The organism is Arthrobacter sp. P1_C12_2 (assembly GCF_056406415.1).
In genome coordinates, this window is the sequence record NZ_JBFUAF010000010.1 from 101,997 (window position 1) to 125,733 (window position 23,737).

Here is a 23,737-nt window from a genome sequence, read left to right on the forward strand (position 1 = left end):
CGGCGATGGGGGTGTCAGACCCCAGCCTGCTTCAGCGCCTGCTCCTCGTGTCGGTAGCCGACTGTCTCGTATGAAACGACGATGAGGGCGGGTGAGGCGGCGACCAGGAGCAGCGTGGCGCCCACGCTCGCACCCAGGCCCACCGCGACCACGGCGGATGCCAAGACGATCGCGGCCGCGCCGAATATCCAGATGTGGTAGCCGTCGGCGGTGCGCAGCAGGAGCGAGTAGATCGTCACGAGGATCAGCTCGAAGACGAACACTGGGAGGGCGACGGTGAGCACCGTTGCAGTGGCGTCGATGTGGCTCTCACCGGAGATGTAGACCGCCGCGACGTGCAGGCCGGCGCCAGTGCCGACGACCGCGGCGAACACGACGATGTGCCCATAACTCCAGCCGAAAGCGCGACGGCGATGATGTCCCAGCACACGCCCGGCTGGAACGGTGAAGTACAGCCACCACATCGCGAAGGCGAGTGCAGTGCCGCCGAAGGCGACGAGCACGACCTCGATCGACCAACCCGATCGGTCGACGACAGCCGAGATCGCGAGGACAGCGCCGAGAATCACCTCGCCGAGTGTGATGATCACGAGCAGTGAGTACCGTTCGACGATGTGGTGCGGATGCCACGGCGTACCGCCGTCCTTGCGCTCGGCGAGGAGCGGGCCCGCCAGCTCGACCCCGGTGAGAGCCGCGATGACCAAAAAAGTCGTCCCGATCGGAAGCGAGGCGAAGATGAGGAGTACCCATCCGACCTGCGCCATCGAGATAAAGGCCGCGTAGGCCAGACAGGCCCGTCGATGCACTGGATCATGCCGCGCCGCGCGCAGCCAGAGTGCCACCGCGGCGACACGCATGATCACGTACCCGCTCACCATGATCGCGTTGTCGACATGACGGCCTTCGTCGATGGAGCGGAAGAAGGGGGGCATCCCAAGGGCGATCACGAGCACCCCGATCATCTCGCTCAACGTAGCGATACGGAAGAACACGTCGTCGTTGTCGTACGCGGAGGCCAGCCACGCGTAGTTCACCCACGCCCAACTGATCGCAAAGACCCCAAGGAAGAACCCAGTGACCGCGGCCGACCAGTGCCCTTTCTCGAGGAGCAGCGCCGTCTGCGTCGAGACCGCGCTGAAGCCCACTACGAAGGTGAGGTCGAAGAGCAACTCAAGCGGGGTCGAGGTCCGGTGTTGCTCGGACGGATCGCGCCCCGACATGCGTGCGAGCCGATGGGCAGGGCTCATGCATGAAGGCTACTCCGATGACTCGATGCCGGGGAGGGAACGTGATTCCCGGATGAGGCCGGCCCGGGGCACTTTCCAGGTCAATTTCGCCTGGTGCACAGCTGGTCTGGCTGGGACATCCGATCATTGCTAGCGTGGCGGAATGAACCCGTCGAAGACCCCCGCCGAGATCCTCGACATTGCCGGTAACGAGGTTCGCATCTCGAATCCGGACAAGGTGGTGTTCCCCGAGCCCGGGCTGACCAAGCTCGACTTGGTTCGCTACTACCTCGCCGTCGCGGATGGTGCGCTGCGGGGCGCCGGCGGACGACCCATGGTGCTCAAGCGCTTCCCGAAGGGGATCGGCGCTGAGCCGTTCTTTCAGAAGCGCGTGCCTGAAAACCACCCTGACTTCATCGACACGACGACGCTGCACTACGCGTCGGGGACATCTGCCGAAGAAGCCGTCATCCGGGATGCTGCGGGCTTGGCGTGGGTCGTGAATCTTGGATGCCTGGACCTCAACCCGCACCCCGTGCGCGCCGAGGACCTCGAGCACCCCGACGAGCTCCGGGTCGACCTCGACCCGATGCCGGGGGTCGACTGGTCGCAGATCGTTGACGTCGCCTATGTCGCGCGGGAGGTGCTCGACGACGTGGGACTGGTGGGGTGGCCGAAGACGAGCGGTTCGCGGGGACTCCACATCCTGGTACGCATCGCGCCCCAGTGGTCCTACCGTGACGTGCGGCTCGCCGCCGAGACCCTCGCCCGCGAGGTCGAGAACCGCGCTCCGGGCCTCGCCACCGCACGGTGGTGGAAGGAGGAGCGTGGCGAGAGTGTGTTCGTCGACTTCAATCAGAACGCCAAGGACCGCACCGTCGCATCGGCTTACTCGATCCGGCCCCTGCCCGACGCCCGGGTCTCGACCCCGCTCACTTGGGACGAGGTTACCTCCACCCGGCCGGAACAATTCACGGTGCCCACGGTGCTCGAGCGCTTCGCCGTGATGGGCGACCCCCACACCGGCATCGACGACGCGGTAGGGACACTCGACCGACTCATCACCTTGGCTGCCGAACTCGGCCCCGCCGAAAAGCCGCCGCGCGCTGGCGACGGCTTGGGCCGCAGGCAGTCGGTGATGCCGCTTATCGAGGTGGCACGGACCAAGACCAAGCCCGAGGCGCTCGCGGCGCTCGATGAATGGAAGACCCGGCATGCGGACCTCGTCCCGGCCCTGCATCCCGCCGACATACTCGTCGACGGAATGCGCGGATCGAGTTCACTCTGGTACCGGGTGCGAGTGAACCTGCAGCACGTCCCCGAAAATGAGCGGCCATCACGGGAGGAGCTCGTCGCAGACTACGACCCATGGGCGGGCAAAGAGTGGCCGGGACGTTAATCCCGCCTTCAGAATGCAATCGAGAACCCGGGAAGTGATGCATCCCGCTCGGTATAGGCGACGCCGTCGACCCGCAACCCGTCCGGGTTGAGCAGTGTAATCTGGCCTCCGTTGTTCGGCAGCACAACCGTCGGTATCAGCGTGATCCGAACCGTGTCGCCCGCCTCAATCGAACCGGACAGATCCATCGTGTTCTTGTCCTTGTCGAGTATCCGCCAACCATGCAGGTCCACGGTTTTGCCCGTGGTGTTAAGCAGGGTCACCGTCTCAACTTCTGGAGACACCACGGGATTCGCCAGGGCTCCCACGATGCGTACCGCACCGTCGGGTGCTTCCGGCGTCGGAAGGAAGCCAGGATCAAACGGCCGCAGCGAAATGCCCGAATCCGAAGGCGGACCGCTGACCTCCGAGCTGATCTGATGGCCCGTCGTATCGTCAGTGTGCCAGGTCTGGGACTGGAACTTGAGAAATATCCCCACCCATTGGTTTTGGTGCGGAAAGTACAGGACCAGTGCGCCGTCCTGGTAGACGCCGTCGTCCGCGACGAAGCGGCCAACGTTCGCCTGATTCATGTGGATATCGTGCACCCCATTGCCCGGCATGAATCCGAAGATCTTGTCCTTCTTGCGTTCCTCCGGCCCCCATCGCTCCCCGAAGGCGTAGATCAACGCGTCTTCGTCAGCCATCGCCCGCTGCACATAATGGTCGATTTTCTCGTTCAGATCGTTGTCCGGTCCGGGAACGTTGAATGGCAGCGGCACCATGTCGCGCGGGTCGAACAGATTGGATCGAATGAAATCGAAGGCCGGGCCGCCCGGCGTCGACTCGAGTTGGTGCCAGCCCGTTTCCAGTGCATCAAGTTGCGCCAGGAAGGGATGCTCGAAGTGAGAATCCACAAGGTACTCAACCTCCGAGGGGCTGAGTGCCGAGGCAACGTTGACTGCGATGCGGTAGTCGGTCGTGTCGTCAACCACGTGGATCTGATAATGAGGATTGCGGCCGGACCCCAACCTACGATTAATGGGGGTCCCCTTAAGAACTCCATATTCTTTCAACGGCATTTTGGACTCCAATCCTTCGGATTTGAGATCACGTCCCACACCAACATTCCTGCATTCTAAGCACAGCGCGAACATCTCAAATGGCCCCACACCGGTCCCCGCCGCATCTTCACCAGACATACGCAATGTCCTGTCTCTGCCTCCGCCGGTTCGCTTGTGGTCATCTGCCGTTCACCTGCCCGCACCGGGGGTTCATTACCGGCAAGTAACGTGGCGCTCTCTTGTTGAGATCCAACTTTGAGAGGCTCCCCCCATGAGCACGACTCGCACCCGAGGCATCCTCACGGCCGCCACAGCAATCGTCCTGGCCGCGTCCGCAATCAGCGCCACCGCCGCCGCCCAGGCCGCAGGCAACAACACCGATTCCGGCAACCACGGTGACAGGAACACGGCTCTGGCCGACGCCTTCAACGGTGTTGACCGGAACACTAAGTGGCAGCAGACCTCCAAGCTGAAGCTGAACTTCCCCACGTACCACACCGAGGGAATCGCCTACAGCCAGGACCACATCTTCCTTTCGGCAGTTCAGATCATCGAACCGACCGTGAAGTTCCCGAGCCCGCAGAACGGGTTCGACCGCACCCCCGGCAGGGGCGTCGGCCACCTGTTCGTCATGGACAAGGCCGGCAACCTGCAAAAGGACATCATCCTGGGCGAGGGCGACATGTACCACCCGGGCGGCATCGACTTCGACGGCACCAACGTCTGGATCCCCGTGGCCCAGTACCGGCCCGACAGCAGCGCCATCATCTACAGAGTCGACGCGAACACCCTCGACGTGCACAAGCAGTTCCAGGTGAAGGACCACTTCGGCGGCATCGTGATGGACCAGCAGACCGGCCACCTGGTCGGCAACACCTGGGGCTCCCGCCGCTTCGCCGAATGGGACCTGCAGGGCAAGGAGCTCTCGACCTGGCAGAACCCGAACTACTTCGTCGACTACCAGGACTGCCAATACGTGCCCAGCTCCAGGATGCTCTGCAGCGGGATCACCAACCTCCCGCAGACCCCGGCGGCCGGCGGCACCGGCGCCACCTACGAACTCGGCGGCATGGCGATGATCGACCTCAAATCCCGCAGCGTGATCCGCGACGTCCCGTTCCAGCAGTGGTCCACCGCCGGGCACGTGGCCACGCGCAACCCGTTCAAAATGACCGCCGACGGCGGGCACCTCACCATGAAGGTGGCCCCCGACAACGGCGACGAAGGCAATGGCACCGAAGTCCTCACCTACGAGGCCACCGTCACCCCGGCCAAGTAACGGGAATCCGGTCACCCAAGCAGCATACGAATGCCGGCCATCAGCCGCCGGCATCCCTGAACAGGAACGATTGGATACCCCATGCCTCATCCACAACGATTCACCCGAAAGCGCCTCGCCGCCGCCACGGGCGCCGCAGCCCTGGCGGCGTCGGCCCTGACTGCCGGCCTGATCGGCATCGGCGCCGGTCCGGCCTCCGCCGGCGGAAACCACAACGGTACCGCGACGCCGATCAAGCACGTGGTGGTGATCTTCCAGGAGAACGTCTCCTTCGACCACTACTTCGCCACCTACCCCCATGCTGCCAACGCCCCGGGTGAAACCCAGCAGGGCACCGGCACCGCGGCTGCCTCCTTCACCGCCGCGAAAAACACCCCCAAGGACATCAACACCCTGTCCACCGCTGGACTGCTGGCACCGAACAACCCCAACTCGGCGCAGCCTGCCCGGCTCTCGCCGGCACAGGCCGTCACCTGCGACCAGGACCACAACTACGGCGCGGAGCAGAAGGCTTACAACGGCGGGGCGATGGACAAGTTCGTCCAGTTCACCAGCCGCGACGCCTGCGGTCCGAATCAATACGGACGTCCCGGCCTGACTATGGACTACTACGACGGCAACACTGTCACCGGCATCTGGAACTATGCCCAGAACTACGCCATGAGCGACAACCACTTCAGCACCGTCTTCGGCCCCTCCACTCCGGGCGCGCTGAATCTGGTATCCGGCCAGACCCACGGGGCCACCGAATACACGGCCGCCGGACAGCCCGTGGCTACGCCGGCAGCCGGTAGCAGCGCCGTCCGCCAGCCGAATGCGAACGGCGTCGGCACCGTCATCAACGACCCGGACCCGGTCCACGACGACTGCTCGAACAGCAGCCACGCCAAAACCGGCAACCTGGCCGGCATGAGCGGCAAAAACATCGGCGACCTGCTCAACGCCACGGGCACGTCCTGGGGCTGGTTCCAGGGCGGCTTCACTCCGACCACCGCCGCGACGGCGGACACCCCGGCGTCGTGCCTTTCCAGCCACACGAACGCCGCCGGCGCCAGCGTCGTTGACTACTCCCCGCACCACCAGCCGTTCCAGTACTACGCCTCCACCGCCAACCCGCACCACCTGGCACCGGCGTCCGACGCGGAAATCGGCCACAACGGCCAGGCGAACCACCAGTACGACCTCACCGCGTTCAACAAGGTGGTCAACACCGACAACATGCCCGCCGTGTCCTTCCTGAAGGCGGGAATGTTCCAGGACGGCCACGCCGCCTACTCTGACCCGGTCGACGAGCAGAACTTCATCACCAACACCGTGAACCAGATCCAGAAATCCCAGAACTGGGACGACACGGCCGTGGTACTCGCCTACGACGACTCGGACGGCTGGTACGACCACGTCGCCGCCAAGGCAAAGAACGCCTCCAACACCCCCGACGACGACGCCTGGTGCCAGAACGCCGCAGCCAGCGGAGTCCCGATGGCCGGCGGCTACGCTGACCGCTGCGGCCCCGGCCCGCGCCAGCCGCTGGTGGTCATCTCCCCCTACGCGAAGAAGAATTACGTGGACCACACCCAGACCGACCAGGCCTCGATCCTGCGTTTCATCGAGGACAACTGGCGCACCGGCCAGATCGGCGACGCCTCCGCCGACGCCACCGCCGGCTCGGTGAATGCCATGTTCAACTTCGACAAACAGCGCAACGACAAGGTCCTGCTCAACGAACAGACCGGCGCCGTCGCCTCCACCGAGCACGGAAACAACAACTCGGGAAAGTAAACACCTGCAGCAGTCCGGTCGGTGACCGCCGGCAAACAGCCCCCTTGGAAACGCCACCCGGCCAGCTGCCGGGTGGCGTTTCATCAATTGGGAGGCCTCGGTGGATTCCGGAGGGCGGTCCCTGCTCACCCGGCAACCAGGATGTTAGGTTCGACCGATCGATAATCCACCCATAAGCAAGCGGGCCACTGTCCGCCGCACTATTTGGTGCAGCCCATTTGTTCAACATCGTCTTCGGCGTGCCATTCGGGCGCTGGACTCTGTGTGCCAGTTGAATTGTTGACAACTGGGCTGCTGACGGTTGCACTTGGCGCATGGCATCTCGGGAAACTGAGGGGAAGCTCCGGATCGCGGACGGCATAGTTTTTGCATCCGAAACGGAAGGCGGCCCCGTGTCCTACCCATTCCAAGTGACCTTTGACTGCCACGATATCGACATTATGACTCGGTTTTGGGCGGTGGCCCTTAGCTACAGCCTCCAGAAGCCGCCCGAAGGTTTTTCGAGCTGGGCGGAATTCGCAACGAACCAGAGCATCCCGGAGGAGCTGTGGCGTGGCGCTGTCATTGACCCGGCAGGCAAAGGTCCCCGCCTGTTCTTCCAGCCGGTTCCCGAAGGAAAGACGGCGAAGAACCGGGTACATCTGGACATCAATGTCAGCGAGGGTTCCGAGTCCAAGGAGGACGGACGTCGCCTGGCCCTTGCCCACGCCGAGCGCTGCGTTGAGGCCGGAGCCACACTGGCCAGGGTGTTCGAAGGCGACGACGGCTGGCACATTGCCATGCTCGACCCGGAAGGGAACGAATTCTGCATCCAGTGACTGTTCCCAGGATATTCCTGAGGCCGTCCGAAATGTGGCGATGTGCGTGTTGTTCCAGTGCGGTCCCGTCAGACCTCCCCGTGAGCACCCTATCCGTGACGCCGGTGGGGTGCCCGGCCGTGGGAGCTGGAGCGGGGTTGTCCTAGCCTTCGCACTCGATGCAGTACGAGTGGCCGTTCTTTTCGCGCGCGAGTTGGGAACGGTGCCGGACCAGGAAACAGGAGGAGCAGGTGAACTCGTCCGCTGCCTGCGGAATGACCTGAACAATCAGTTCCTCGGCGACGAACTCCCCGCCGGGGGTCATGGCCTCGTCCAGTGCGTCGGATTCATCCAGCTCACGGACGACGCTGCGGGCATCCGGGGCGTTGGCGGACTGCAGCGCCTCCAAGGAGCGTTCCTGTGACTCCTTGACGTCGGATCGTACTTCGTCGTAATCGGTTGCCACTTTGGTTTTCTCTTTTCGGGTTCTCTTGTCTGACGAGGATGCAACGCACACCACGGCTCTCCTATTCCCGTGTCGGGATCGCACGCCCATTCGCTTCCCCGCGGATGATGTYGGCATGCCCGGCTGTCATAGGTGCCAAGACGCGGATCAGAACAGGTGGGAGGATGGGCGCATGGAACTGCACATCACTGGCGACCCCGCCGCCGACCAGCTGCTCAGCAATGACGCGTTCGCACTCCTCACCGGCATGCTGCTTGACCAGCAGGTGACCATGGAGTCTGCGTTTGCCGGACCCGAAAAGATCCGGACGCGCATCGGGTCGATGGCCCCTGCCGCAATCGCCGAATATGACCCGGCAGGATTCGTTGAGATCTTCAAGGAGCCTCCGTCCATCCACCGCTTCCCTAGCTCCATGGCCAGCCGCGTCCAGGATCTCGCCGCGACCGTGCAGCGTGATTGGAATGGGGACGCAACTGCCATCTGGAATCAGGACGACCCTGACGGTCAGGAAGTGTTGCGCAGGTTGAAGGGATTGCCCGGCTTCGGAGAGCAAAAGGCAAAGATCTTCCTCGCACTACTCGGCAAGCAGTGCGGACTCCAGGCACAAGGCTGGCGTGAGGCTGCTGGCCCCTATGGCCAGGAGAGCGCATTTCTCTCTGTTGCCGACATCGTGGACACCGAGTCACTGAAAAAAGTGCGCACCAACAAGCAGGCTGCCAAGGCCGCCATCAAAGCCGCGAAGGCATCCGAGCGCTGATCGAAAGCTATTGCACCGCTTTTACGAGCCATTTCCGCTGGCCGAGCACTACGAGCTGGTGATCTCTACACGCGATAAAGTGCCTGGAAGCGAGTCCTTCACCGGACAAGCGTGCAAGGCCTGCCCAGCCTCTGCCGCCTGACTTTTTGCTGCGCCAATTGGGCACGTTGCCTTCAAGGGCCGCGAAGGGACGTGCTCCGACGGGCTTCGATCACATGGAAAAGCCCCGGACCAGCATGGTCCGGGGCTTACGTGGGCGTCTGTTAGCGCCCGATGCTGACGGTGAGATCCAGATAGATGTCGTCATCGGCTACAAGGCGGTCCTGGAGGTAGCGGGCAAGGCTCGCGTCGGTGGCGGTGTGAACGCTTTGCGCGATAGCTCCGCGCAGCACCGCCTGGGTGTCGGTGGACTTGACGACGTCCAGCGGCGCCCACCTACGATGGCCGCCGGTAAGGCGTTCTATGTCGGTGCGGAAGGAGCGCTTGTGCTCTTCCCGGACGGTAGCGCGCATGGTGAACGGGATAAAGGGAATGGGCAAGGAGGTCCTTTCACGAGGCAGCCGGTCGTCGACGCCCCAGTCTGAATAAGACCTCTGCAGCCCCGGCTATTCCTCCAGAACAGCCAAGGAGTCCAGAATCACGGCGCAGGAACGGTCGCTCCGCTAGCTTGAGCGCAAAACCGGGCTGCCCGGGCTCCTGACGATCTAAATACTATTCTTTCGCATCCGCACCAAGCGTCACGCAAGAAATGTTTCCTTTTGTTCGTTATTGTGTCTAATCGAACTTTAGTGTACAAATGTGAACATGACACGCATCACCACGAACTCTCTGGCCGACGGCCGGGAGATCCTCTACTTTGACGACGCCGGCTCAGCGGAGCGGCCCGCCGCATCCCTTGTGGACCACCGTGAACTTCCGGTCCGCCCCGAGCCCGGCCAGTTGCGCTTTGATGCGCTCAGCCGTGAGTGGGTGGCCGTCGCCGCCCACCGGCAGTCGCGAACGCACCTGCCGCCGGCGGACCAGTGTCCGATCTGTCCGACGACGCCGGCCAACCTGACCGAGATCCCGGCGCCGGACTACGACGTGGTCGTCTTCGAAAACCGCTTCCCCTCGCTCGGCCCGGACACCCGCACGATTCCTGCGGCGCCGGCCCCGGGAACCACAGCCCCCGCGGTTGGCCGGTGCGAAGTGGTGGCGTTCACCCCGCAGCACACCGGATCCTTCGCCGAACTGGGCTGGCGCCGCACCCGAACCGTGATTGACGCCTGGGCCCACCGGACGGAAGCGTTAAGCGCGCTGCCAGGCATCCGCCAGGTCTTCCCGTTCGAAAACCGGGGCGCAGACATCGGCGTCACCCTGCACCACCCGCACGGGCAGATCTACGCCTACCCCTACGTGACGCCGCGTGCAGCGGTGCTGGCCGCGGCGGCCGGCGAATTCTCCGCCACGACGGACGGCACGGCAACGCTTACCTCCTCCCTGTTGCGGGCCGAACGCAGCGACGGCAGCCGCATGGTCCTCGAGGGCGAACACTTCAGCGCCTACGTTCCGTTCGCGGCGCGCTGGCCGCTGGAAGTCCACCTCGTTCCGCACCGCCAGGTCCCGGACCTCGCCGCCCTGGACGGAGCCGAGCGCGACGAACTGGCGGAGCTGTACCCCGAACTTCTCAAGCGCTTTGACGCCCTGTATCCGACGCCGACCCCCTACATCGCGGCCTGGCACCAGGCTCCGCTGGAGCCTGCGATGCGCCGGGCCGGTCACTTGCACCTGCAGCTGACCTCGCCCCGCCGCGCCGCGGACAAGCTTAAGTACCTCGCCGGCTCCGAAGCCGCCATGGGGGCCTTCATCAACGACACCACCCCCGAATCCGTCGCGGCCCGGCTGCGCGAAGTGGCCGCCCAGCCGGCCGGCGTCGCCACCCGCACCACCCTGACCATGGAAGGCGCCCCCGCATGAAAACGACAGCACGCACCGACGCCGGGACCGGCGCCCTGGCGCACCGCTTCGAAGCCACCTTCGGGGCGGCCCCGCACGGTGTCTGGGCCGCCCCCGGTCGGGTAAACCTGATCGGCGAGCACACCGACTACAACGAGGGCTTCGTCCTGCCCTTCGCGATCGACAAGCGGGCCAGAACCGCCGTTCGGCTCCGCGACGACTCCACCGTCCGGCTGCTGTCCACGTTCGGAGACCACGGGCTCGTCGAGACCGACGCCGCTGCCGTGGCGCCGGGCGCCGTCACCGGCTGGGCCAAGTATCCCCTCGGAGTGGTTTGGGCGCTGCAACAGCACGGCATCGAGGTCCCCGGCTTCGACCTCCTCCTTGAATCCGACGTCCCGCTCGGCGCAGGGCTGTCCTCCTCGCACGCCATTGAATGCGCCGTCATCACCGCCCTCAACGAACTCACCGGCGCCGGGCTCTCGGCCGAGGAAATGGTCATGCTGACCCAGCACGCGGAAAACGCCTTCGTAGGAGCTCCGACCGGCATCATGGACCAGTCGGCGTCGCTGCGAGGCGCCACCGGCCAGGCCGTCTTCCTTGACTGCCGCGACCAGTCCGTGGAACTCGTGCCGTTCCAGGCGCGGGAAGCCGGACTCGTCCTGCTGGTCATCGACACGAAGGTGGCACATTCGCATGCCGACGGCGGCTACGCCTCCCGCCGCGCATCGTGCGAGCTCGGCGCCGAAGTCCTGGGCGTCAAGGCCCTGCGGGACCTCGCCGTCGCGGACCTCGAGGAGGCCAGCGGACTCCTCGATGCCACGACGTTCCGGCGCACGCGTCACATCGTCACCGAAAACGACCGCGTGCTGCAGACAGTCAACACGCTCCGGTCCCAGGGCCCGGCCCACATCGGCCCCTTCCTCGATGCCAGCCACGCCTCCATGCGGGACGATTTCGAGATCTCCTGCCCGGAACTGGACCTCGCCGTCGGCACGGCACGGACCCATGGTGCCATCGGTGCCCGCATGACCGGCGGCGGCTTCGGTGGCTCGGCGATCGCCCTTACCCCGGTGCAGGACGAGCAGCAGGTCCGCGACGCCGTCATCCGTGCCTTCGCGGAGGCGGGATTCACCCGGCCGGAAATCTTCACCGTCTCCCCCTCGGCTGGGGCCGCACGCATCGCCTGATGCGTGTCCGGCGCGGCCGCCCCACTAGCGCACGGCAATCTAGCCCCAATCCCCCACGAAGGGCCCCAATGAGAATTCTGGTCACCGGAGGCGCCGGCTACATCGGCTCGCACACCGTTTTATCCCTGCAGGAAGCCGGCCATGAAGTGGTGGTGATCGACAACCTGGTCAACTCCAGCGAGGAGTCGTTGCGCCGGGTTGCCGAGTTCAGCGGCACGCCCGTGACCTTCCACCGGGTGGATCTGGTGGATGAGCCGGCCGTGGACGCCGTCTTCACCGAGCAACCGATCGACGCGGTCATCCACTTCGCCGGCCTCAAAGCCGTCGGGGAATCAGTCCGGGAGCCCCTGATGTACTACTACAACAACCTCGTGGGCACCCTGAGCCTGCTCCGGGCGATGGACCGGCACGGCGTGCGCACAATCGTCTTCAGTTCCTCCGCCACGGTCTACGGGGAACACAATCCGATCCCCTACGTGGAGAAGATGGAGATCGGCGCCAACAACCCCTACGGCCGGACCAAGGAACAGGTCGAGGACATCCTCGCCGACCTCGGAGCGGCGGACGACCGCTGGCACATCGCCCTCCTGAGGTACTTCAACCCTGTCGGTGCACACCCCTCCGGCCGGATCGGCGAGGACCCGCAGGGCGTCCCCAACAACCTTGTGCCCTTCATCGCACAAGTCGCCGTCGGCCGGCGCGAGAAGCTGATGGTGTTCGGCGGCGACTACGACACCCCGGACGGCACCTGCCTGCGCGACTACATCCACGTCGTGGACCTGGCCCAAGGACACGTCGCCGCACTCAACCACGTAGCGGCCCGGACCGGCGTCTTCCGCTGGAACCTCGGCTCGGGCAAGGGCTCCTCCGTGCTCGAGGTGCTGCACTCTTTCGAGAAAGCCGTGGGCCGTCCGATCCCTTACGGACTCACCGGACGCCGCGCCGGAGACCTCCCCGCGTTCTGGGCCGACGCGAGCTCGGCCCTGGCCGACCTGAGCTGGTCAACCACCAAGACCGTGGACGAGATGTGCGAGGACCACTGGCGCTGGCAGAAGAACAACCCGCACGGCTACAACGCCTAGAACCCAAGCTCCCTCGCTTTCAAACAGGGAGATCATGAGCAAGATGTGCGTCCGGCCAAAACCAACTGCTTGGCTGACGAAATTTGCCGGCGGCTCAGACCACTGCTCGGCCGCCCTGGATAACCAGCCGTGGCCTGGTTTCATCCCACAGCACCGAAGGATCCTCAAAGGGATTGCCGTCTAGGAGTATGGCGTCGCCCGCAGAGCCGGCGACGATGCAGCCAATGTCCGGATTCTGCAGCAGCTCCGCGTTGACGGATGTCATCGACCGCAAGGTTTCAAGGACGCCCGCGGCCTCGATCTGCAGGCGTACGCCCACCAGCTGGTCGTCTTCCAGATCGCCCATCAGGTCCGAGCCAAAGCCCACCTTGACGCCGGCCTGCAATGCCAACCCGATGGCCTCCTTGCCGGCCGAGAGCACCTCGGCATTTTTGGCCTGGGATACGGGGTTCAAGCCCAAGGCCTCGCCACGCCGGTTCATGGCATCGTAGGCGGCCAGGGTTGGCACCAGGAACGCGCCATGCTCGGCCATGAGCGCGGCAGTGGGCGCGTCAAGCAGGTTTCCATGTTCAATGGAGCGGACACCGTTTTCCACCGAGTGCCGGATTGCCTCCGGCGAATAGGCGTGTGCCGCCACGTAGCTTTGGCGCCGCACCGCCTCGTCAACCACGGCACGGATTTCCTCGGCGGAATACTGGGGAAGGCGGATCGGATCGGTCAGGGAGACCACGCCGCCGGAGGCCATGATCTTGATCGCGTGGCTGCCCGTGCGGAACCGCTCCCGAACGGCCCGGCGCAGGTTGTCGATGCCGTCCACCACGTCACACATGTGGCCGTGGCTGAAACAGATGTCAATGTCGGCCGAGCGTGGGTCGCCATGCCCGCCGGTCTGGCTGAGAGCCGCACCCGTGTAGTAGTAGCGAGGCGAGGCTATGAGGCGGCCCTCAACGGCCCGGGCAAGGCCCCTGTCGCCGCCGGCAACATCTCGGACGGTGGTGAAACCCCGCCGCAGTGCCAAACCCAGCCGTTTGGCCCCCACCAGCGCGGAATAGCTCAGCGGAGACCGTTCCACGTCCATGCCTCCCAGCCCGACGGCATACGCATGGAAGTGCGCGTCGATCAGCCCCGGCACAACCACCTTGCCCGCGGCGTCAACCACTTGACCCTGCGGCGCCACGTCTCCCACCGCCGCAACGAGCCCACCGACGAAGACGATGGATGCCTCGCGAAGCTCCGGCGAGATGCCGTCAAAGACCAGGGCGTTGGCGATAGTCAGGGGCTGGTTCAGTACAGAATCCATCTCGGTTCCTCTTAGTTGTGTTCTTCGCCGTCTTTAGAGGCAAAGAAAGTGGGATGGCCCCGGCCCTCCGCCAGAGACCGGCACCGCGGGGACCAGGACACGGGATCGGAGCGCCCGGCAAGAAAGCCTTCGGAAATTCTCCGCCACATCATGTCACACAGGGTATTCCTGGTGTGTGCCCCCAGATTCCACTGATAGGTGGAGCGTCCATTCAAGCGGCCGGCCGCGGGAGACCGTCGGCACCCGCAGCAGTGCCACGGCCGCGGAGAGCCGTTCGCCCCAGGCTGTGGAGGGCTCGATTGCGAGCACTGGCTCGGTGGCAAACTCGCCGTTGTCCCAGAACAGTCCGAGGTAAGGCAATTGCTCCGCGTCCCAGGCAAGCCGCAGGGCCCGGCGCGGGCCGACGTGCAGCACCGCGGCGTCAGCGCGGACTGCAGGGGCAACGAAGGCCTTCACCGACGATGCCGGCGCCAAATCATGATGGAGGGGTCCGTCGGGGAACGGGAGCCGGCGCCCCGCCAGCGGATGCATCTCGATCAGCTGCGGAGTGATTGGCGCACTGGCCGATTCCAAGGCAACAGTGGCACCACCTCCGGCTGCGAACTGCGGATGCGCGCACCACATCAAGGGCAACTGCCCCGAGGCCGTGGTGCTGGCCCGGTAACTGATGCTCAGCCCGGTGGCACTGGCGGCGATGGTGCGCTCCAACAGGATCCGCATGCTCAACAACTGCACAGACGTCGCCAGCACAGTCGGCGACGCAGAGTCCAGCTTCCACGGAACATTCCATATGTCGCCGTGGTCGGGAAGGTCGGCGAGCGCGTTGCCGGCGGTATCGGTGATGCCCACATCCGTCTGCACGGTCGGCGCGATCTCGTCCCAGCCGCCCATGCCCTCCCGCACAAAACTTTGGCCGCGGCCCGGCGAAGCCGTTCTTTGGCTTGGTGCCAGCCACTCGTAGCCGTCGTCGCCGCGCAGGCTCACGATGCGGGCTCCACGGTCCACGTGCACCTCGCAGAGAAGACCGGGGCCGCTCACAAGATTGCTCATGCAGTCAAGCCGCGCAGTACGTCAAGCTGTCCGCGCAGCTGTGCGATCAGCCGGTCGCGCCCGATCTGCGGGTCCTCGGTGAAAAGCAGCATGGTGGGCAGCGAAGTGGCGAAGTAGTCAATCGTTGCCGGGGTTGCCGCGAGTTCGTGGAGGTAGCCGGCGATACCGTCTATGAGCTGTTCAGACTCTTTGGTGCGGCCGAGCTTCCGGAGGGCCATGGCCGAGTAGCAGCTTTGCTCGCTGTAGCTCTGCACGTTCATCGCCTGGAAGTCGCCCTGGAACGAGGCGGAGTGCTCCCACGCCGTCGTGGCCTCGTCGACCCGCCCCAAGGCGGCGAGGGCATCCCCGCGCAGTAGCTGCAGCCTGGCCGCGTTAGCCAACGGATGCCGCGCCTCACCGAGTGAGGCCGGGCTGTCGACTGCGGAATCCAAGCAGCCGAGTGCCGCAGCTGCGTCCCCAGCGAACAGGGCCTTCTCGGCCAGCGCAATGTTGGCGGCGTCCCAGGCACCTAGGGCCTGGCCTTCCCCGCCTTCCCAGGGTTGGAAGACGCGCGAAACCAGCCAGCGGCGCGCGTCGGCGGCGCGGCCGGCGTCCGTCAGCAGTCCGGAGTAGACAACGCTGAGATCGTCACGCGATTCCACAAGCGCACCGAACTCTTCGAAGCGCTCCAGTCGCGACTGCCCAGAGGCACCGAGGCGGGCAGCGAGCTGGTCGTACTCGACCAGGAGCTTGGCGTCATCCGGGGCCAGGAGCCGGGCGCGCTCATAGGCCTCGAGTGCGCTGCCGCCGTCACTGTGCACGTTGTAGGCGGCGATGCCGAGGTTGCGGAACAGAACCACCAGCGAGTCGCGCTCCTGGGCGCTGAGTGCTTCGGCCTCCGCTGCGAGCAAGCGCGTAGACGCCCTCTGCCACAGCTCCATCGCCTCGGGGTAGCGGCGCTTGTCGTAGTGCCAGTTGCCGAGCAGCATGGCTGCGAGGGAATCGCTATCATCATGGACCAGCGCGTCCTGCAGCACTGCGATGTCCGCTGTCCGGGAGGGCTGGCAGAGGAAGCGGTCCACGTACTGTGCCAGGGTCCGCGCTGCGCGGGCTTCCTCCGACCGCCCGGCCGCTTCCAGCAGCGCCGCGCGGTGGTAGTGCACCAGTGGTGCCACCTGGACCTGGCCGAGCGCGTTCTCCTTGGCCGCGACTGCGGCGAGGTCGAGCACGCGCAGGGCGTCGTCGGTGAATCCGGCGCTGGAATACTCAACGGCCACATCCAGGAGAGTGGGAGCGTCGGCGGTTAGCGGCAAACCTTCCAGATCACGTGCCCACTGGTCGAGCGGGTCCAGCTGGAGCGTCGCTTTGAGACGTGCTTCAGCCTCCCCTGCGCTGCCTAGCGCACGCAGCACGCGGGCCAGCAGATCCGCAGCTTGCAGATGCGCCGAGTCGAGTGCCAATACTTGCCGCAGTTCAGTGGCGGCATCATCGTACCGGCCGGCACGGGCCTTCAACTTGGCTAGCGCGAAGCCTGCCGGGACTCGCCAAGCCGAGTTCCAGCACGCTTTCGCGAGGGGGCGCTCGGCCTCGCCGTCGCGCCCGGCCCGGGTGAGCACAATGCCCAAGCGATAGTGCGCCTCCCCGTCCGCAGGGTTCGACACACGGCCGGCGATGCGGGCGATCGCGGTGCGCAGCAGATCCTCGGCCTGCGCAAGGTTGCCTGCCCATGTGGCACGTTCAGCCAGCGCGATGTTGGAGCGCACATCCCCGGAGTCGCGGCGCAGAGCCTCCAACCAGTAGGGCTCGGGCAGCCGCGTGGCATGGCGGTATTGGCGCAGGTACTGGCCGATGAAGAACAACTCATCGACCGAGCCCACCTCCTCCGGTGCGGGCGGTTCGGTCGCGGCATCGGCAACCTCACCATGGGAGCTTGTGTGCGCCCGCGGCTGCCAGCGAATCAGTTCATTCTCCCCCTGGCGCACTGTCAGCACGATCCCGGTCGCCGCGAGGCGCTGCCCGACGGCGAGCGTGCGCACGAGCGGGGCGCCCGGAACCAGGTTCACCGCTTCGCCATGGAGCAGCCCGCCGCCTGCGGTGCGCAGTTCCACGGTGCTGCCGGGCAACAGCTCGGCAGCTGCCACCCCGAGAACGACCTCAGTGCCGGCAACGCGGGGTTCGACGTCGAGGCGCACGGCAAGCTGGGTCGTGGCCTGGTGCACCGGTCCGATCTGGTGGATCGGGTACCAGAACTGGCTAAACGTCTTCGTCTCGCCCGGGGCGAGGAAGGAAAAATCGGGTTGGTTGTCGGTGAAGACGCCGGCCATGAGCTCGATGTAGGGGCCGTCGCCATCGGTCAGGGCCGCGTCCCAAGCATGGCCGAAGGGGGCGTCGCCCCACGTCCAGAGTTTCTTGCCCGGTGCGTAATGCTTGTCCGCCCAGTGCACGAAACCGGCACCGCGGCCGTGGTCGTAGCCGCCGAAGAAGTCGTCCTCGGTCTTCGCGACCATGTAGGAGGTGGGCACCGTGATGTTGCGGTACCAGTCGAGACGGTCGCCGTCGGGCACCTCATCGGTGCGCTGCGCGGGGTATTCGACGCCGTAGTAGCTGCCGGTGACGGCCGGGTAGCTGGTGGTTGCCCGCTTCGCGTGGTCGGCGACCTGGTCGACATCCGTGGGGAAGAATGCCTGGTATTGGTCATCAACGGCGGCCGCAACGTTCGCCCACCACAGGAAGGTCTGCGTCTCCTCGGTGCGGTTGTATAGACGTACCCGTGCCTCGATGGCGGCACTGTCCGGGCGCAGGCGGATCCCGTGCATGCCCTTCATCCGGGTGAACGGGTCGTGGTCGGAGCACCACACCGTCACCGAACCGTCGTCCTCGTGCTCGATCTCGAAATCGGTCGGCAGGAACGTCGCCGGGCGGTGGTGCTGCGGCCAGTTGAACTCCACGCCACCGGAGATCCACGGACCGGCCAGGCCCACAAGGGCAGGCTTGATGACATTGTTCCGGTAGAAAAAGTCGTAGCCGGCAACCTTGTCGTAGCCTATGTGGATGCGTCCGCCCAGCTCTGGCAGGACCACGACGCGCAGCCACTCGTTCTCGAGGTGCAGTGCTGTCCAGGCGTGAGGCTCCTTCTCCTGACTGACGCGCTCGTGGAACGGCAGGGGAAAGACGGCGCCGGTGGAGCCCTGGTAAACGCGCTGCTCAAAGAATGCCGGTTTGCTGTCCGGAGCCAGCGGCATGTACGTGTCGATCACGAGCGGCTCAGCCCAGCAGGCGACGGCGTGGCCGCGCAGCCCGGACGGAACGGGCGGCAATTCAATGAGCGATGCACCGGAAGCGTGGGTTGTCATAGTGAAATCCTAAGAAGCAGTCCGAATTCGTCGAAAGGTTGTTGGCCGGTTACTCGCGGGCTCCTGCCGATGCGGGCGCCCATTGGCGCCCGCATCGGAGGGATACTGCTAGATATCGAGCGTGATTCGCGTGATGCCCCACGCGGCCACGTCAATGAATCCGCGCCCACTGAGCGCGATGCGGCCGGCGGTGGTGTCGCCCGCGACGAGCCGCGAGCCGCCTCGGGGTGCTGCGCCGACCGCTGAGTACGGCAGGGCGAGCGACGCCGTCGAGTTCAGAATGACGAGTTCGCTGACCCCCTCGAGGTCAAGTTCGAGCTGGCGCGGCTGGTAGGCGGCCACGATGAGTGTCGAGCCGAGGCGAGAAGACACAACCGGGTAGCCCTCGTTCGGCAGTGCGACACTTAGCACGCCGTTGAGCAGCACCTCGCGCAGGGAACGCCATTCTGCCAGCAGCTCGGTGGCCCGCACGCGATGAGCCTCGGGGAGCGTGTCCAGCGGCATCGAGATCTGCGGTACCGAGAAGAAGATGTTGAGCAGCTGCCGCGACACGGTCTCGACGGGAGCCGTTGGATCCCACATCACGGGGTCGGAGTGCACGATCTGGTCGATTGCGAGCAACCGGAGGTTGATTGTCGAACGACGATTCTGGTCGGCATCCGCCGGGCAATCATTCGCCCGGATGACGTCGGCAAAAGGCGCGACGGCCGGGGAGATGTACGGCTGCCTGAACTCAATGAGCGCCCCGGGGCGCACGGCTTCGATGGCCGCCGAGATCTCGCCCAGCACCAGCGCCATGGCGTCACCGACGTCGGCAACGTCACCGGTCGATGGGGTCCTCGCGTAGGACATCACGTTGTTGAGGAAGTCGATCTTGAGCCCGTCCAGAGCGTAGTCGGCCATCAGTCGCGTGCAGACCGCGACCAAGTGCTCTCGTACCTCGCGGTGGCGCGGGTCAAGCACCCAGGTCCGCAGCGTCTCGGAGTAGTGGCTTGCGAACGGGGCGAGAGCGGGGTACGCCGCGCTCAGTTCACCGAGGAGGAACGGTGCAACCCACATCACCGTTTCGACACCGGCTTTGCTCAGGTCTGCCACTGTGCCGCGAAGATCGGGGAACTTCGCCGTGTCCGGCATCCAGTCACCACAGCCGGCATACCACCGGCCATCACCGAACTTCTGCCACCCGTCATCGATGAAAACTGACTTGCAACCGATCCCCCGCGCGGCTTCAGCGTTGCGCATAATGACCTCATGGGAGATTTGCTGCGAGTAGGCGTACCAGGTGGAGTAGACCGGTTCGCGGGCGATCACGGATGTCGGCCTGCCGGCAATGCCGTCGTGCAGAATCAGTGACAGTTCGCGGATCGCCCGCTCGTAGCCGGTTTCCGGTGCCACGACGGCGAGCCGCAGGATGGAACGTGCCTCGGCCAAGCCCTGGGCGATGCCCAACCGCACGACGAAGGTCTTCGCTTCCTCTGAGGCGCCGAATTCAAGCTCACCTTCCTGGGTGAGGCAGTCGAAGGCGAAGGCGAAGGCGCTCTGGCCGTTCGCGTCGCACAGCACACCGATCGGAGCCGAACGCACGGCACTGAACCCCTCGCGCCCCTTCCAGTCTGCGGGCAGGCAATCCCCGGGGTCGAACCCTGGGTGCCAGTAGGCGGTGGCGTTGCCGAGCGGAGCTTCGAGAACAATCTGTCCCCCGGGGGCGATGCTCACGGTGACGATGTCGACGAGGCCGCGGCGTTCGACGCCCTCGACGAGGCATCCCCCGCCCACTCCGAATTTGATGCCTCGCGAAAGCTCCGCCCAGTTCACGGACTGGAGCTGGTGGTCTTCAAGTAGCACGGTGGTTCCTTATTGCTTCACGGCGCCGGCCAGAATGCCTGCGACGAATTGACGTTGGAGAAAGAGGAAGAGGACGAGAACCGGCAGCATCGAGAGCATGGTGCCCATCAGGAGCTGGCCGTAGTCGGTGGTGCCGATGCCTTGCAGCGAGGCCAAGGCGACTGGCACGGTGTAGGACTCGGGTGAGCGCAGAACGACGAGCGGGTAGACGAAGTCGTTCCACTGGGCCAGGAAGAGGAAGATCGCCAAGGCTGAAAGCGCCGGGCGGATCGTCGGAAGAACGATCTGGCTAAACACACGGAACTCGTTGGCACCGTCAATGCGCGCGGCCTGGATCATCTCATCGGGTATGGCAGACATCGTCTGCCGCATCAGGAAGATGCCAAACGGCAGCGCGAGATTCGGCAGGACGAGTGCCTGGTAGCTGTCGAGCCAGCCGAGCGAGACCATGATCTGGAACAGTGGGACCAGCGTCACCTGTGAGGGCAATGCCAGCGTCACCAGCAATGCACCGAACATGAGCCCCTGGCCACGGAACTTGAATTTTGCGAAGGCGTAGCCCGCGGCCGTGCAGACAATGAGCCCCAGCGCCGTGTAGGTGGTCGACACGAGCACCGAGTTGAGCATGGAACGGCCAAACATGGTGTCTCGGAAGAGTCCGACAAAGTTGTCGACAAAGGCCGGTCCGGGCAGGAAGTTCGGTGGCGTGGCGAAGATGTCCTGCGCGCCGTAGGTGGTGGCGATCAGAAGCCAGTAGAACGGCAGGACCATGAACACCGCACCGGCCGCAATGGCGGTAGTCAGCACAAGTGAGCGTCCGCGACTCTTCAGCACCACAATGTTGGTGTGTGTCATTAGGACTTCTCCTTGAACAAGCGCAGCTGGATCAGCGAGATCACGCCGATGATGAGGGTCAGGGCGTAGCCGATTGCGGAGGCATAGCCGAAGTCAAAGAATTTGAACCCGTTCTGGTAGAGGTACATGCCGACGGTGAGCGTTGCATTGTCCGGGCCACCGTTGGTGAGCACATAGGGCTCGTCGAAGAGTTGCAGGGTGCCGATCGTCGACAGGATGACGGTGAGCACGATTGCCGGGCGAAGACCTGGCAATGTCACGTGCCAGAACCGTTGGTACGCGTTGGCCCCGTCCACGTGCGCTGCCTCGTAGAGTTCGCCACCGATCGACTGCATCTGGGCGAGGTAGATGATGGCATTCTGGCCTGTGTAGTGCCAGGTCATCGCAATGACGATCGAGATCTTCGCCCACATCGGATCGCCGAGCCACGGGATCGGAGACATGCCGATGAAACTGATGAGGTAATTGACGAACCCCTCGTTCGTGTTGAACAGTGCCCGGAACAGGATTCCGTAGGCGACAAGACCCATCACGATGGGCACGAAGTAGGCGGTGCGCCAGAAAGACCGCATCTTCAAGAGCATTGAGTTGAAGGCAACGGCCAGCACGATCGCGAGCACGAGCATGATCGGCACCTGCACGAGAAGAATGATCCCCGTATTGCCCAGTGCCGTATAGAACAGCGGGTCCTGGATAAGCCGCTCGTAGTTGGCCAAGCCGGCGAACTCGACCTCGCCACCGACGTTCTTTGTCAGACTCAGCCAGAATGCAGAGATGTAGGGGTAGAGCTTGAACCCGACAAACAGCACGATCATGGGCAGCAGGAACAGATACGGGGTGATCCTGGGGTACCCGACAGAAGACCGTCGGCGCCGCGGCGTCGGAGGCTTCTCGGCCGTTTTCGGCGTCGATGTTTGAAGAAGTGTATTCATGGTGAGGGCCTTTTCATGGGTGCGCCGCCCGGTGGCCGGCGCACCCTGGTTCGACTGCTAGTTGGTGGCCAGCTTGCGGCCGGTCTGCTGCGCGACCTGCTTCGCGGCCTCATCCAGCGCCGTCTTCGGGTCGGCTCCGTTGAGGACGACGCGCGTCTGCGCGTCGACGTAGGCCTTCAGCGCCCGCGCGTAGTCGCTCGTGTAGTTCACCGCGGGAGTGTCCTGGTGAAGCTCGTCGATGAAGATTTGGTTCACCTTCTGCCCGCCGAAGTACTTGTTGGGTGCGACGAAGCCTTCCGACTCAAGCATCGGCTTGAAGCCGGGGAACATGCCGCCGCCGTCGTAGACGAGCTTCTGGCCTTCGACCGTTCCGAGAGCGAAGTCGATGAACGCCCATGCTGTCTGCTGGTTCTTGCTCGAGCTCGGCACTGAGAGGTAGGTGCCACCGTTGACGGCACCGGTCAAGCCTCCGGGCGTGACCGCCGGCGGAAGGCTGACGCCCCATTTGCCTGCCATACCGGGGGCCTCATCCTCGATTACGCCGCTCAACCATCCACCCGAGGAGGTGGTGGCAACCTTGCGCTCACCGCGGAGGGTGACCAACAGGTTGTCCCAGCTGCCCGGCACATCCGCGACGAGACCGAGGTCGTTGGCCTTCTTGATGATCTCAAGTGCGCGCACAGCCTCCGTGCCGTTCATGGTGATCTCACCATTGGCGTTGAAGTAGAACGATCCCTGCAGGCCCATCAGCAGTTCAAAGAGGCCAGCGGAGTCACCGACGGTACCCGGCTTGTCCATGCTGAACAGCGATGCGCCGGTCTTCTCTTTGAGGGTCACGCCCGCTGCGAGCAGCTCGTCCCAGGTCTTGATTCTGGTGTAGTCGAGACCGGCCTCGGTGAAGAGGTCCCGGCGGAAGAAGAAGCCCGCGGCATTGACCTCATACGGGACGCCGAAAACCTGGCCGTTGGGACCGGAGCCGCTCTTCCACGAACCTGCGGGGAATTGGGTGGCGAGCTTGTCGGCACCCAGGTCGCGCAGATCGACAAGCTGCTTCGGGAACTTCTCCGAGTAGTTGCCCATGTAATCGATGCCGATGTTGAGTACGTCGGCGAGACCGCTGCCGCCGGCCGCCATGCCGGTGGTGATCTTTTCCCAGATCGCGGGGTTGCCGACGTCCTGGACATCGACCTCAACACCGGGGTGAAGCTTCTGGAAAGCCGGGATGGCAGCCTTGAGGCCGTCGCCGGGCGCATTCCAGGTCCAAACGGTGATTTTGCCGGAGATTTCTCCCTTGGCAGCAGGCTGTCCGGTCGGGGCCGAGCATCCGACGAGTGCAACAACTGTGGCTGCGGCAAGGGACGTCAGTACGGTACGACGTCCCGGCATGGGCGTGGAGAACTTCATTGTTCGAAAACCTTTCGGAGGGAGGCTGATCACACGACAGTAGCATGGTAAAAGTATATATGCAGA

19 protein-coding genes are annotated in these 23,737 nt (G+C 64.7%); 8 read left to right on the forward strand and 11 right to left on the reverse strand.

Annotated elements, in window-relative coordinates:
• Positions 1-14 precede the first annotated feature (14 nt).
• Positions 15-1,247 (reverse strand): low temperature requirement protein A, encoded by a 1,233-nt coding sequence (locus AC1DZQ_RS12590; RefSeq protein WP_476963837.1) that lies wholly within the window; start codon positions 1,245-1,247, stop codon positions 15-17.
• Between the two features lie 142 nt (positions 1,248-1,389).
• On the opposite strand from AC1DZQ_RS12590, the gene ligD reads away from it, so the two are divergent.
• Positions 1,390-2,625, forward strand: a complete 1,236-nt coding sequence (ligD, locus tag AC1DZQ_RS12595; RefSeq protein WP_476963838.1) for a non-homologous end-joining DNA ligase — start codon at positions 1,390-1,392, stop codon at positions 2,623-2,625.
• A gap of 8 nt (positions 2,626-2,633) precedes the next feature.
• On the opposite strand, the gene AC1DZQ_RS12600 is transcribed toward ligD, so the two are convergent.
• Positions 2,634-3,806 (reverse strand): DUF2278 family protein, encoded by a 1,173-nt coding sequence (locus AC1DZQ_RS12600; RefSeq protein WP_476963839.1) that lies wholly within the window; start codon positions 3,804-3,806, stop codon positions 2,634-2,636.
• Positions 3,807-3,939: 133 nt separating this feature from the next.
• Here AC1DZQ_RS12600 and AC1DZQ_RS12605 point away from each other — a divergent pair, with 133 nt between their 5' ends.
• The 3 genes from AC1DZQ_RS12605 (at position 3,940) to AC1DZQ_RS12615 (ending at position 7,544) form a co-directional block, all read left to right on the forward strand.
• The gene (locus AC1DZQ_RS12605; RefSeq protein ID WP_476963840.1) at positions 3,940-4,947 is read left to right on the forward strand and encodes a DUF6454 family protein; all 1,008 of its coding nucleotides are present in this window, start codon (positions 3,940-3,942) and stop codon (positions 4,945-4,947) included.
• A gap of 81 nt (positions 4,948-5,028) precedes the next feature.
• Positions 5,029-6,726, forward strand: a complete 1,698-nt coding sequence (locus AC1DZQ_RS12610) for a phospholipase C (RefSeq protein ID WP_476963841.1) — start codon at positions 5,029-5,031, stop codon at positions 6,724-6,726.
• A 392-nt stretch (positions 6,727-7,118) separates the two neighbouring features.
• Positions 7,119-7,544, forward strand: a complete 426-nt coding sequence (locus AC1DZQ_RS12615) for a VOC family protein (protein WP_476963842.1) — start codon at positions 7,119-7,121, stop codon at positions 7,542-7,544.
• Between the two features lie 142 nt (positions 7,545-7,686).
• Here the strand turns inward: AC1DZQ_RS12615 and AC1DZQ_RS12620 are convergent, their stop codons facing one another.
• Entirely contained in the window at positions 7,687-7,989 is a 303-nt protein-coding gene (locus AC1DZQ_RS12620; protein ID WP_476963843.1) for a DUF4193 domain-containing protein, read from the reverse strand.
• Positions 7,990-8,161: 172 nt separating this feature from the next.
• Between AC1DZQ_RS12620 and AC1DZQ_RS12625 the strand changes: the two genes are divergently transcribed.
• Entirely contained in the window at positions 8,162-8,746 is a 585-nt protein-coding gene (locus AC1DZQ_RS12625) for an HhH-GPD-type base excision DNA repair protein (RefSeq protein WP_476963844.1), read from the forward strand.
• 263 nt (positions 8,747-9,009) lie between these two features.
• Here AC1DZQ_RS12625 and AC1DZQ_RS12630 read toward each other — a convergent pair whose 3' ends face one another.
• Positions 9,010-9,285: a hypothetical protein gene (locus AC1DZQ_RS12630; protein ID WP_476963845.1), complete on the reverse strand. Its 276-nt coding sequence runs from the start codon at positions 9,283-9,285 to the stop codon at positions 9,010-9,012.
• 265 nt (positions 9,286-9,550) lie between these two features.
• Here AC1DZQ_RS12630 and galT point away from each other — a divergent pair, with 265 nt between their 5' ends.
• The 3 genes from galT (at position 9,551) to galE (ending at position 12,953) form a co-directional block, all read left to right on the forward strand.
• Positions 9,551-10,702: a galactose-1-phosphate uridylyltransferase gene (gene galT / locus AC1DZQ_RS12635; protein WP_476963846.1), complete on the forward strand. Its 1,152-nt coding sequence runs from the start codon at positions 9,551-9,553 to the stop codon at positions 10,700-10,702.
• Positions 10,699-11,871: a galactokinase gene (galK, locus tag AC1DZQ_RS12640; RefSeq protein WP_476963847.1), complete on the forward strand. Its 1,173-nt coding sequence runs from the start codon at positions 10,699-10,701 to the stop codon at positions 11,869-11,871. The genes galT and galK overlap by 4 nt, the downstream gene beginning before the upstream one ends.
• A gap of 68 nt (positions 11,872-11,939) precedes the next feature.
• Positions 11,940-12,953: a UDP-glucose 4-epimerase GalE gene (gene galE / locus AC1DZQ_RS12645; protein ID WP_476963848.1), complete on the forward strand. Its 1,014-nt coding sequence runs from the start codon at positions 11,940-11,942 to the stop codon at positions 12,951-12,953.
• A gap of 94 nt (positions 12,954-13,047) precedes the next feature.
• On the opposite strand, the gene AC1DZQ_RS12650 is transcribed toward galE, so the two are convergent.
• From AC1DZQ_RS12650 to AC1DZQ_RS12680, 7 genes are all read right to left on the reverse strand, one after another.
• The gene (locus tag AC1DZQ_RS12650; protein ID WP_476963849.1) at positions 13,048-14,253 is read right to left on the reverse strand and encodes a metal-dependent hydrolase family protein; all 1,206 of its coding nucleotides are present in this window, start codon (positions 14,251-14,253) and stop codon (positions 13,048-13,050) included.
• A 153-nt stretch (positions 14,254-14,406) separates the two neighbouring features.
• The gene (locus AC1DZQ_RS12655) at positions 14,407-15,303 is read right to left on the reverse strand and encodes an aldose epimerase family protein (protein WP_476963850.1); all 897 of its coding nucleotides are present in this window, start codon (positions 15,301-15,303) and stop codon (positions 14,407-14,409) included.
• On the reverse strand, positions 15,300-18,635 hold the full coding sequence (locus AC1DZQ_RS12660; protein WP_476963851.1) for a tetratricopeptide repeat protein: 3,336 nt from the start codon (positions 18,633-18,635) through the stop codon (positions 15,300-15,302). The genes AC1DZQ_RS12655 and AC1DZQ_RS12660 overlap by 4 nt, the downstream gene beginning before the upstream one ends.
• A gap of 108 nt (positions 18,636-18,743) precedes the next feature.
• Positions 18,744-20,480, reverse strand: a complete 1,737-nt coding sequence (locus AC1DZQ_RS12665) for a glycoside hydrolase family 36 protein (RefSeq protein ID WP_476963852.1) — start codon at positions 20,478-20,480, stop codon at positions 18,744-18,746.
• Between the two features lie 9 nt (positions 20,481-20,489).
• Positions 20,490-21,335, reverse strand: coding sequence for a carbohydrate ABC transporter permease (locus AC1DZQ_RS12670; RefSeq protein ID WP_476963853.1), 846 nt, complete (start codon positions 21,333-21,335; stop codon positions 20,490-20,492).
• Positions 21,335-22,267, reverse strand: a complete 933-nt coding sequence (locus AC1DZQ_RS12675; protein ID WP_476963854.1) for a carbohydrate ABC transporter permease — start codon at positions 22,265-22,267, stop codon at positions 21,335-21,337. The genes AC1DZQ_RS12670 and AC1DZQ_RS12675 overlap by 1 nt, the downstream gene beginning before the upstream one ends.
• 57 nt (positions 22,268-22,324) lie before the next feature.
• Positions 22,325-23,671 carry an ABC transporter substrate-binding protein gene (locus AC1DZQ_RS12680; RefSeq protein ID WP_476963855.1) on the reverse strand — a complete coding sequence of 449 codons (1,347 nt, stop codon included), beginning with the start codon at positions 23,669-23,671 and terminating at the stop codon, positions 22,325-22,327.
• Positions 23,672-23,737: the final 66 nt, after the last annotated feature.